Origin of the sequence: Streptomyces sp. NBC_00647, assembly GCF_045207245.1 — a bacterium.
Lineage (GTDB): Bacteria > Actinomycetota > Actinomycetes > Streptomycetales > Streptomycetaceae > Streptomyces.
In genome coordinates this window covers 10521105-10532284 of sequence record NZ_CP109040.1, presented here as the reverse complement: position 1 = coordinate 10532284, position 11180 = coordinate 10521105, and the positions used below count along the sequence as shown (strand labels likewise).

Sequence of the window (11180 nt, the reverse complement as noted above, 5' to 3'; positions counted from 1 at the left end):
CATGGTGCGTCCAGACCGCGCAACCCTGCGCTCCGCCGGCTTCGTTCTGCTGCTCACCACGGTGTTCGTCGTGGTGAACAGCCAGGTCGTCTACGCGGCAAGCAACAGCAGCAGCGAGAGCGGCGACCTGCTGGCCCCGCTGAACATCACCTCCTCCGAGGGGGTGCCGATCAACGGGTACGAGCTGAGCTCTTCAGGCGGCTCCATCATCGCGTTCAAAACTCAGGCCCTGGCCTTTGCGCTCTCCGGTCTGTTCACGCTGATCCGGCTCCTGGTCGGACTGGCTGGGTGGGCGATCGAGTTGGCCTTCCGGTTCCCGCTGCTGAAGATCCTGACCCGTCCCGCGCAGAAGGTCGCGGACAGCTACAACACCGTGGTCGTCGACACGCTCGGCCTGAAGGGGCTGCTGCTGGCCTGGGCGTTCGTGTTCGCCGGATTCATGATCGTGCGCGGCAAGGTGGGCCGGGGTCTGGGCGAGATCTTCTTGACGCTGCTGATCGCGGCGTTCGCGGCGTCGACGTTCGTGCGCCCCGACTACCTGCTCGCGCAGGACGGGCCGCTCGGTCAGGGCCAGCAGGTGGCCGCCGAGGTCGCCCAGCAAAGCGTCAACTCCTATAACTGGGGCGGCAAACTCGCCAGCATGGGGCCGTGCGACGGGATGGCCGGCAACGCTGAGCTCAAGTGCCTGGAACGTGAAGGGGAAAGCCCGGTCTCGGCCGCCGAAGTGGCCCGCCCCATCCAGGACTCGATCACCAACGCGCTGATCGTCAAGCCGTACATGCTCCTGCAGTACGGACGCATCCTCGACCCGGCCAGGACAGGCGACCGCAAGGCTTACGCCCTCCACCTGAAGTGGATCACCGGCGGGTACATGGCCCCAGAGGGACCACCCTCGGACAAGGCGAAGCGCGCCTGCAGTCTGATCCGCGGACCAGGCAAGAAGTTCTGCGAGAGGGACGCCGACGGCAAGCCGCCGACCAGCAGCCACGACATCGACGATCTCCCGGCGTTCACGCCCGGAGGCGAACTCCTCGGCGCTTCCAACGCGATCATCACCGACGAGGACCAGGCCTTCGCGGCGTTCCTCGGCGACATGAAGAAGGCTGGCCCGGTCGGCAAGTCGTGCGCCGCCTACGCGGAGAAGCCGACCTGGTGGCGGGTCGGGGGCGCCGCCCTGCTGCTGATCGCAGCGTTGTTCATCTGCGGCATGCTGCTGTCCTCCGCCATCGTGATGCTGGGCACGCAGGCCGCGTGTGCGGCGGCCGCGGCCGCCGGGGGCGTCACGTTCGTCGCGGGCATGTTGCCCGGGCCAGCCCGCCAGAGCGTGTGGAAGTGGCTGTCGGTATGGGGCATTTCCGTGCTGACGCTCGTCGGAGTCTGCGCCTTCGTCCCCTTCTTCGGTATCGCTGTGGATGCCACCATCACCGACGGGCCCGACCTGATGGTGGAGCGGATCCTGCTGATCGATGTGCTGGCCATCGCTGGTGCGGCCGGTCACCGTCGGCTGCTGACGGGCATCACGTCCTTCGGCCGGCGCATGGCGATGCGGATGCGCTACGCCAAGGTCGGCGGCTCGCACATGCCCGGCGACACCTCCGAACTCGGCGCCGCTCTCGCTATGAACTCCCCCGCTGGGCTCGGTGGATACGGCGGTGGCCTGCGCTCTTTGACCGGCGGTGGGGGCGGCCGGTTCGGGCTGCTCGGCACCCGCCACAGGCTCATGGGTGCGCTGTCCTCGCTGGCCGATGGGACGGGTATGCCGGTGGACACCGGTCGCATGGTCGCCGATGCCACGGCGGAAGCCGGGCGTGGGCTCGCCCCGCTCACCGCGGCGGCCGCCGTCGGCGGGGCCGGGGCGCGGCTCGGTATCAAGGGCGCTCACTGGCTGCTGATCGGCCGGCGGCCCGACCGGGAGCAGTTGGCCAAGTGGCGCAAGCCGACCGGCGCCGGTGACCCGGCTGCGGGCGGCCCCTCGGACGGTGGGGGAACCGGTTCGGGCGGTGGCGGTCCGCGCAGGCCTGGCGGTCCGCCCGACCGGTACCGCACTAGGGACGGCAAAATCGTCAACCGCCGCTCGGGAGAGACCCTGCACGACCAGAACAGCGACCGCACGCTGCTCTCCACACGCGCCCACAACCGGCTGGTCCGCTTTCGCGGGTATCGCATCCTGCGCCGGGGTGGCCGTACCGCGTATGGGGCGACCGTCGGTCTGCCGGCCAACGTCCGCCGGGCAGGTTCGCAGTACGCGCAGGATGCCCGACAGCAGGTACGGGTGTGGGGTAACACCGTCCGTGAGGACGGCCGCGCCTGGGGGGACACGGGCCGTCACGTCTCCCGGGTCCTGCGGGAACACACCGATGACAGCGGCGGGACCGGTCCGTTCGTTAGCCGCCGCCTACCGACCGCAACCTCGCCGACCGCAACGTCGCCAGCCGCGACTACCCGCCCGCCTGCGCCGGCACGACCTGCCAGGTACGGCGGATCCACGGGCGGCACCGTCCCGCCTGCCTCACCGACCCGTGCCCCAGCCTCTGGAGCCGATAGCACCGCGGCACCGCCGCCTGCCCCCACGCCGCCGCTGCGGGGAGGCAACCCACCGCGGCCTGCGGTGAGCCGTCGGCCGCAGGGGTCGGCTCTTCCCGGGATCGGGAGCGTACGCAGCAGTACACGCGCCGAGGCGACGGCCCAGTGGCAGGAACTGATGCGGAGGACCGCGCCGCCCGAGGCCGAACAGGTGCGGCTGAAGCAGGAGCGGGCCCGGCGGCGGGCCGAGGCCGGTGAGGACACGTGAGGCCGCCCGGGCGTCGTGTCCGGCGGTGGGGATGCATGGTGGCGCTGCTGATGTTCGCCGCCGTGTGCTGCGCCGCGCCGGTGTCGAATGCGATCAGCGCGTACGTCGCGCTGAAGACGGGTGCACAGGGCGACGGCGGAATCGCCGAGGGCGGCAGCGCCGCCGACATCCCAGCGCGCATGCTCACCGCCTATAAGAAGGCGGTCCAGCAGGTCGGAAAGCATGTGCCGAAGTGCCAGGGCATGCGCTGGCCGATCCTGGCCGGGATCGCCAAGGTCGAGTCCAACCACGCCGTGGGCCGGGGGATCGCTGACAACGGCGACATCCGCCCGCGCATCTACGGCGTCCTCCTCAATGGCTCCGGGGCCGGCGGTAACACCACCGTCTTCCCGGACACCGACAACGGCCGCTGGGACGGCACCGCGAATGGCGAGCGGGCGGTCGGCCCGTTCCAATTCCTGCCCTCCACGTGGGAAGGGATCGGCAACGACGCCAACGGGGACAAGCGAGCCGACCCGCACAACGCCGACGACGCCGCCCTCGGTGCCGCCATCTACCTGTGCGGAGGCGGCCGTGACCTCGCCCAGCGCTCTCAACTCAAGTCGGCGATCTTGCAGTACAACCACTCCGACGAGTACGTGGCCAACGTGCTGGGCTGGATCGATCAGTACACGGCGGCCGCCAAAAGTCCGGACCTGGGGAACGTGTCTGGGAAGGCCCGCACCGTCATCGATGCGGCGCTCTCCCAGCGGGGGGTGCCCTACTCGTGGGGCGGTGGCAACGCGGCCGGCACGTCGTACGGGATCTGCTGCTCCCCGAGCGGGAAGAGCGGCGCGAGCATCAAGGGCTTTGACTGCTCCGGGCTGACCAGTTACGCGTTTGCCCGGGCCGGGATTCGGCTGCCGCGTACCGCGGCCGCGCAGGCCGGTGTCGGCACTCGCATTCCCGCCAGCCTCGGCAAGAGCGCCCTACGCCCCGGCGACCTTGTCTTCTACGCCTACGCGCCGGGCCGCGATTCGACGATCTACCACGTCGGGATCTACGTCGGTGGCGGCCAGATGGTCAACGCGCCTCGCCCGGGCACGGTCGTGCGCCTGGACGCGGTCGCCGCCATGTCCGGCTATGCAGGAGGGGCCCGCCCGCTATGACCATGACAGGCTGTTTCCGGCTCACGATGGCGGCACCCCAGGTGCCGTGTTGCCAGCCGGTTGGTCGACCGGCCTTCCCTGCGCTAGCGGTCCCAGCCGGGTCCCTCCCGACAAGAGTCGGGGTCCTTCCTGGCTCAGCGACAGAGCGCCATGATCGTGTCGTCGAAGTTCGGAAATTCCTGGGTGGCCTGCTCGATCACCGTCGCGGCCGGCTGTTCCCGATCCGGGGCGAAATGCCTTGCCACGGCCGCGAATGTCTCGTTGGGATGCGGAGCCCAGTCGGGTTCGTAGTCGGTGGCCGCCTCCCAGGGGCCAAACCCGCCGGCAAGCAGCCACAGGAGATCACCCAGGCTCCGAGCCACCACGCCGGTCTCGCCTTCGGAACCGAGGAAGACAACAGGCTGGCTGACGAGCGGCTCACCGGAGCGCACCAGCCAGAGCGCCGCGTATCCGCCCGAGCCGTCCTGGCCGAACACGCGAAAGGCGTCCCCGTTCAGTTCCGGGTTACCGGTCCACGCCCGGAACCAGTCAGTGGTGTCCTCGGCGGTCAAGAAGGCCGGGAAAGGCTCGAAGTCGATCCCCTCGCCGCCGTTGTATGCGAAGGGCACGGCAAGGGCAGCCGCAAGCGCGGCGGGAACCTGACGATCATCGGTGGAAGGCACGCCGTCAGGCTAGCGATCACCACTGACACCAGCCGAGGGGCACCCGGTGCGACGGTGATCAGCCAGGCAGTCGCCTGTCCGAGGGCCCCGAGCTGGCGTGCTCGAACGCGAAAGTGCTCCCCTCCGCACGCGCCTCGGACGGCGACAGACCACGCAGACATAGCCGCTCACAACTCACCTGGACACCTGCTCATCGCCGCACGCCACGGAGCACGGCGATGAACCGTGAAAGCGAAACCCCCACCTCGCCGCGCTCTCGGCGCCTGCTCATCATCGCCACCGTGCTCCTGACCCTGACCGGACTGTTCATCCTGCTCCTGCCACCCAACAGCCCACGTCCTACCGCTGCCTCGCCCAGACCGCCCGCCACCGTCTCACCCCTGCCATCCGGCTCCGACCCCGCGAAGGACGACACCTTCGGGGCCGCCCGGCCAACGAAACCATCCAGCGCCAACGCATCGGCACTGCCTGCCCACGGCGAGGGCGTCGCCGGTGATCGAGCCATCCAGCAGGCGCTGGACAAAGCATGGCCCGCGGACCTCTCCCCCACTGACGAACGCCAGCTGTGCACGCAAGGCCGATCCCTGCTCCGCGCGGACGCCACCGGGATCGGCCGGGCCCACTGGCCGCACATCTTCGACGACCTGGATCAGGCGCTCGCGCCCGCGTTCGCCAGCGCCCGCTTCCGCGTCCAGGCCGTCATCGCCCGCCGAAACGGAGCGACCGGCCGGGCGGTGGTGCATCTGGTGTGGGCGGGCGCCGACCGGGGCGGCACCTTCACCGACGGCCGCATCACCGACTGGTACTTCACCCGCACCCTCTCGAAGAAGGGAGCCTCGACGTGGAATCCGCAGCCCCGGCACTAGGTGCAACGGCAACCGGCCCTGTCGTCGACCTGCTCACCGAGCTGCTCGCCGCGGCCGGCTGGCTGAGCACGCACTGGTACCTGCTCGCGGCCGCCGCCGCCCTCACGACGATGGTCGGGGAGGCCGTGGTGCGCCGGTACGCGGCGCGGGCATCGTCGCAGCGCATGGCGCTGGAACTGGTGGCGAACCGGCACTTCGAGCCGACTATGGAGGAGATCTTCCGCCACGGTCTGCAGCTCGCCCGTGCATCGGCCGCCCTGCCGTGGTGGGCGCCCCGGCGCGCGAGGGCGGTGCAGATCCGGCTGCGGGCGGACGGCAGCACTCCGCTGCGCTACCGCCTCGAGGGCCCGGCGAGCAGCGAACGGCTGCTGTCCATCAACCCGTTCGGACCGGACGTCACGGTCACGAAAGCCAAGCCGATCGCTGACACGCCGCGCAAGCACACGGTACGCGCGGAGTTCGTCTTGCGTGGCAGGCCGGTGGCGCCGCTGCGGGAGGTGCCGCTGGAGCCGGATCCGTTGCAGCCGCTCATCGACGCGGTGTCCGACCTGAAAGCAGAGCTCGGCGAACTTGCCGAGATCCGGCTCGACATTCAGCAGCCGCCCCGGTGGGCGCTGCGTCTACGCCGCCGTCAGCTGCTCGCCGGCGCGCACCAGGCTGCCCGCGCCGAGGCACAGCGCTCTGCCCGCTGGCTGCGTCAAGGGGCCGGCGGCCAGGATTCGGTGCTCGCGCATCTTCAGGAGCAGCTCAGCAACAGGGCCTCGGGGGCGGGATCGTCGCGGCGGTTGTTCGTCGCGCCGGCGCCGCAGCGGGTGGATGAGAAAGAGGCGTTGGGCAAGCTCGCCGAAGACGACCAGCTGATGCGGGTGCAGTTGCTGGTGGTGTGCGCGGCAAACCAGGAGGGCCGCGCCACGGAGCGGCTTGCGCAGGTGCAGGCCGGACTCGACGTGTTCGGGGGCGGCTCGCGGTGGTTGATGCGCGGGTGGCGGCTGGGTCCGTGGCGGATAGCCGGTGACCACTGGCTCTACCGGTCCAGCTTCGAGCGGCGTTGGCGGCTGGGTCACTGCCGGCCGCCGCGGGCGAACTGGGTGCGGATGCAGGAGCTGACCGGCCTGCTCAAGCCCCCGACCATGCATTGCAGGCTGCCGCTGCTCGCCGCGGAGTTGCCCTCGTTCGCTTTCGGGGACCCGCAGTTGCTGTTGCAGGGCACCTACCGCAGTCCGGACGGGCGGGAGCGTGTGGTGGCCACATACGCGCAGGAGACGTTCTTCGAGGTGGGGGTCGGCAAGGCCGGCGGCGGGAAGACGGAGCGGGCCTTGGCGCAGGCGATCGGCTGGGCGCATGCCGGCGGCGGGCTGATGTTCGTCGATCCGCACCGCGACTCCTGGCCGCGCGCGACCACGTTCCTGGCTCACGAGTCGCTGATGGAGCGCACCTCGCTGATCGACCTCAACGGGCTCGGTCCCTCGCCGCGGGTGAGTTCGTGGAATCCGCTGGGCATGCAGCACGGCCAGGAGGCGCACGAGGTCGTCGAGGCGATCGCAGACGCCTATGCGTCCGCGTTGGGTTGGGACGACGCGACAGCCCCGCGCGCGATCACCATCCTGACCGCTGCGCTGGCCGTCCTGGTCGCTGTCAACGCGGCCGCCTGCCAGGCCGGGCGACCAGAGGACCAGGCCACGCTCTTTCATGTGCGGGCGATGGTCACCGACCCGGCGTTTCGTGCGCTGGCGCTCGCGGTCGCACAGGACCGGCTCGATGAGGAGATCCATTCCTGGTGGCGGACGGTGTTCCCCACCCTGCCGCCCGACGCGTGCGCGGTGGTCCTCAACCCGATGGTCCGCCTGGCCGCCAATCCCGTCACCCGCGCGTTTTTGGGGCAGCCCGTCGGGGTCTACGACATCCGTACGGCGATGGACTCCCGGATGATCGTGTGGGTGTGCCCGGGCGGCAGCGGGCCCACCGACCGGCTGCTGACCGCGCTGCTGGCCCGTGATCTGCTGCGGGCCGGGCGCTCGCGCCGCGACATTCCCGAAGCCCAGCGAGTGCCGTTTCGCCCGTACTTCGACGAGCTGATCACGCTGACTGGTTCGGCGCCGGAGACCATCGCCGCCATGTTCGAGGACTTCCGCAAGTACAAGGTGCACGTCCACGGCATGACCCAGCTACTGGCCCGCCTGCCGACGCCGGTACGGCTGTCTCTGATGCAAAACGCCTCCACCCTGGCCACCACTGCAGGATCGACCTCCGCGATCGCGCCGGTCACCGCCGAGTGGGGCGATGACCCCAGCCCCGAGCGGGTCGCCACCATGGAGCGCTTCGCGCACTACGTGTCCATGAACGTGCACGGCCGCCGCGTCGGCCCGGTGAAGGTACGCGGTCCGCACCTCGACACCGTCTTCGCCGCCCAAGCCCGACCGAAGCAGGTCCCCGATCTGGAACAGGCCGCCCTCACAAACGCCGGCGCCCTTCCCCTGCACCAGCTCACCGAGCGCGCCACCGGCCAGCTCGGACGCGTCCGCTCCTTCCTCGCCGAACACGCCCCCGCCGCAAGCCGAGTCCATCTGTCGAAGGGATACGAATGACCACCGCCCAGCCCCCGCAGAACATCGTGGCGGGGTTCACGCCCAGCCCCGTCGAGCCGCTCGCCCACCAGCTGCTGGCCACCCTCGCCCAGCACCGCATGGCCACCACCCACCAGCTGCACGTCCTGCTCCGCCCGGACCGCACCCGCCAGTCGGTCTCCCAACAGCTCAACACCCTGCGCCGCGAGCACCTGGTCGACTTCGCCGTGCTGCCCCAGGCCCACCGCACCCGCGTCTGGTTCCTCACCCCGAAAGCCGCACGGCTGACGCGGGACTGGCCCGCGCTGCGGGGCCGCCCGCCCTATCCGATCGCCTCGGGCTCCGCCGCCTCGCTGAAAACGCCACACACGCTCACCGTGCTCCGTGCCCACCTGGCGTTCGTTGCCGACGCTCGCCGGCGCGGTGACGAACACGGGCACCTGGACTGGACCCCCGAGGTCTCCCACACGATCGGCGAGGGAGAGCGCGTCGTCGCCGACGCAGTCATGCACTACACCGTCACCAGCGGCGAACACCGCCGCAAATTAAGGGCGTTCGTGGAGGTCGACCGCACGACCATGAGCAGTGAGCGTCTCGCGGCGAAGCTGATCGAGTACGCGCGCCTGTGGTCCTACGAGCCCCCGCCCATGGGCCGGCGCCGGGCAGCCGGGCCGGGATGGCTGCGCTGGTATCCAGTCTTCCCGCGCGTCCTGTTCGTGCTCACCGGAGCCACCCCTTACGTCCTGAACAACCGGATCAGCGATCTGCAGGCCATGGTCGCGCAGCACCCTCTCGTGGGCGCGCTGGCCCAGCAGGTGCCGCTCGGCGCAGCAGTCCTGGACAGCCTCGAACACCAGGGCCCCAGCGGCGATGTCTGGGTGCCTCTGGTCGGCGGCCAGCCGCAGCCATGGACCCAGCTGTGAGTCGGCGGCCTGCCGCGATGGAGTGTCGCAGCCTTGCAACTGCCCCACAAACCACTTGATATTTGCTTTCGCGAACTAGTAATTTACATCCGTACAACGCAGAGCGCGATCCCAATCGCCGCACATGCGCTGAACTTAGGGGATGCCGGATGAAGCAAGCCACTGACACCATTCGCAACCATGAAGGGTGGGCCGAGGATGGATGGCCTGCCGGGACGCGGGCCGTCTCGCACATCGGGAGCGCCTGCGTGGTCTAGGGGATCGGGGACTTCAACCTGGACGACCTGAACCTGGTACGCCACCGATTCCCGGGCCGGCGCGTCACGCTCGACGGAGACGTGATCACCGTGTGGCCGACCCGCGCACCGACCGCACGCCCCCTCCGCGAGGGCACCATCACGCCATACCGCCCCTCGTACGAAAAAAACCGGACGGCCGAAATTTCCGAGCAAAGGGACACGACTACAAATCGACTTCCAGTTTCGGAAGTGACCGAATACGTCCCGAGTTATGCATGTGAACTCGCTTACTCAGGTGGGAAGTTGACTGGCATATGCGTAACCTTGCGATCACTCAGCATTACCGCGGCTGGACCAGGCCGCGGTTCTGGGCCCCCTCACGTCGGAGGCCCAGGGGCAGCGGTCGACCGCACCGCGTCGTACGGGGAGACAACGTGACAGCTACACAACGACGCTCATCAGAGCCCAATAGCGCCGCTGTTCCCGCTAGGAAGCAGGCAACCGCACTGCTGCTCGCCGGAAGTCTGCTGGTACTGGCCGGGTGCAGCGACAGTAACGGCGACTCGGACGCGTCGTCCAAGCCCAGCACTAAACCGTCAGACGTCTCGCCGTCCCCCAGTTCCACCGTCGGTGCCGAAGATGCCGCCGTCCTCGCGGCGTACACCAGGTCCTGGGATGCGCAGACTCAGGCCTACAGCAAAGCCTCGTCCGCGGGCACCGACTTGAAGAAGACCACCACCTTGAGGGCGCTGTTCGATATTGAGCACGACCTCACGGTCATGCGGAGTGACGGACAAGTGACGACCGGAAAGCCGGTGATCAATCCGAACGTCGTCAAGGTGACCAAGGCCAAGATCCCCAAGGCCACGCTCACGGACTGCGTCGACACGACCCACTGGATCCTGATCGACAAGGCCTCGAAGAAGCCGGTCCCGCTGCCCACGACGCGGCTCATCAAATACGTCAGCACCGCAACGCTGGAAAAGTGGGGGAAGACGTGGATGGTCACGAAGTTGACCGCTCAGGAGCAAGCCTGTTAGTCCGACGTCTCGCCGCTGTCACCGGCGCTCTTGCCCTGGCCTCGGCGGGCGTCGCACACGCTGACGGTGATCCCGACATCGGTGCCGGAAAGTGCAAGGTCGTCAAGTTCTGCGTCGACGTCGGCGTCGATGACAAGACCGGAGGCAGCGGCGGGCAGGCGGGCGGCTCACAAGGCGGTAGCGAAAGCGGCGATAGCAACGTGAAGTGCAAGTACACCAAAGTCGATCCGAAGCCGCCGGCTGAATTCCCGGCCTGGAAGGGCGCCGACCCCAAGAAGAACGACCTGTACTTCTACGGGTGCACGGACGGCGGCCTCGACAATGCGGACGGCTTCGTCGTCGTGCCGACGGGTCAACAACCTCCGGTTGCGCAGGTTGACCCTCAGGTGCTGGCCCAGCGGGCGGCGGACTCCATGACTCTGCTCGGTCCGGACATAGCCAGTCCGCGCGCGGCCGGGAAGTACAGCGTGGGTGTCCCGATGTGGATGTGGGTCACCCAGAGCACCACGACGTACGGGCCGAACACCGCGTCGGCCTCGGCGGGCGGAGTCACCGTCACCGCGACCGCGAAGGTGTCGAAGCTCGTGTGGACGATGGGCGACGGCGCCTCCGTGACGTGCACCGGCCCCGGCACGCCCTACACGTCATCCGAGGGCATGGCCCAGTCCCCGACCTGCGGACACCAGTACTCCAAGACCTCAGCTGTTGGCCAGAGCGGCAAGTTCCCGGTGACTGCGACCTCGACGTGGACGATCAATTGGCAGGGCGGCGGACAAGCCGGCCAGCTCACCGAGATCCGGCAAACCAATGTGCAGGTGGCGGTCGGCGAAGTCCAGGTCGTCAGGTAACGCGCCCGGGAGGATTACGACGTTGAGTAAGACCCAGGAAACAACAGCGGTGGCCGACCGCGGGCTGCTGCAGTCGGCCGGTGTAGCCGGCCCTCTCAG

At 69.2% G+C, this 11180-nt stretch carries 8 protein-coding genes; 7 read left to right on the top strand and 1 reads right to left on the bottom strand.

Annotation, left to right across the window (positions count from 1 at the left end; all coding sequences use genetic code 11):
- Position 1 precedes the first annotated feature (1 nt).
- Together OG788_RS46355 and OG788_RS46350 are read left to right on the top strand one after the other, a co-directional pair.
- Positions 2-2791, top strand: a complete 2790-nt coding sequence (locus tag OG788_RS46355) for a hypothetical protein (RefSeq protein WP_406368377.1) — start codon at positions 2-4, stop codon at positions 2789-2791.
- A gap of 35 nt (positions 2792-2826) precedes the next feature.
- Complete coding sequence (locus tag OG788_RS46350) at positions 2827-3939, top strand: NlpC/P60 family protein (RefSeq protein WP_406368378.1); 1113 nt, start codon at positions 2827-2829, stop codon at positions 3937-3939.
- Between the two features lie 134 nt (positions 3940-4073).
- Here the strand turns inward: OG788_RS46350 and OG788_RS46345 are convergent, their stop codons facing one another.
- Entirely contained in the window at positions 4074-4601 is a 528-nt protein-coding gene (locus OG788_RS46345) for an SMI1/KNR4 family protein (RefSeq protein ID WP_406368380.1), read from the bottom strand.
- Between the two features lie 218 nt (positions 4602-4819).
- Here OG788_RS46345 and OG788_RS46340 point away from each other — a divergent pair, with 218 nt between their 5' ends.
- From OG788_RS46340 to OG788_RS46320, 5 genes are all read left to right on the top strand, one after another.
- Positions 4820-5467: a hypothetical protein gene (locus tag OG788_RS46340; protein ID WP_406368381.1), complete on the top strand. Its 648-nt coding sequence runs from the start codon at positions 4820-4822 to the stop codon at positions 5465-5467.
- Positions 5443-8052, top strand: a complete 2610-nt coding sequence (locus OG788_RS46335; protein WP_406368383.1) for an ATP/GTP-binding protein — start codon at positions 5443-5445, stop codon at positions 8050-8052. Before OG788_RS46340 ends, OG788_RS46335 begins: the two co-directional genes overlap by 25 nt.
- Entirely contained in the window at positions 8049-8954 is a 906-nt protein-coding gene (locus tag OG788_RS46330) for a replication-relaxation family protein (RefSeq protein ID WP_406368385.1), read from the top strand. The genes OG788_RS46335 and OG788_RS46330 overlap by 4 nt, the downstream gene beginning before the upstream one ends.
- A 673-nt stretch (positions 8955-9627) precedes the next feature.
- The gene (locus tag OG788_RS46325; RefSeq protein WP_406368387.1) at positions 9628-10233 is read left to right on the top strand and encodes a hypothetical protein; all 606 of its coding nucleotides are present in this window, start codon (positions 9628-9630) and stop codon (positions 10231-10233) included.
- Positions 10179-11081, top strand: a complete 903-nt coding sequence (locus OG788_RS46320) for an ATP/GTP-binding protein (RefSeq protein WP_406368389.1) — start codon at positions 10179-10181, stop codon at positions 11079-11081. Before OG788_RS46325 ends, OG788_RS46320 begins: the two co-directional genes overlap by 55 nt.
- Positions 11082-11180 lie beyond the last annotated feature (99 nt).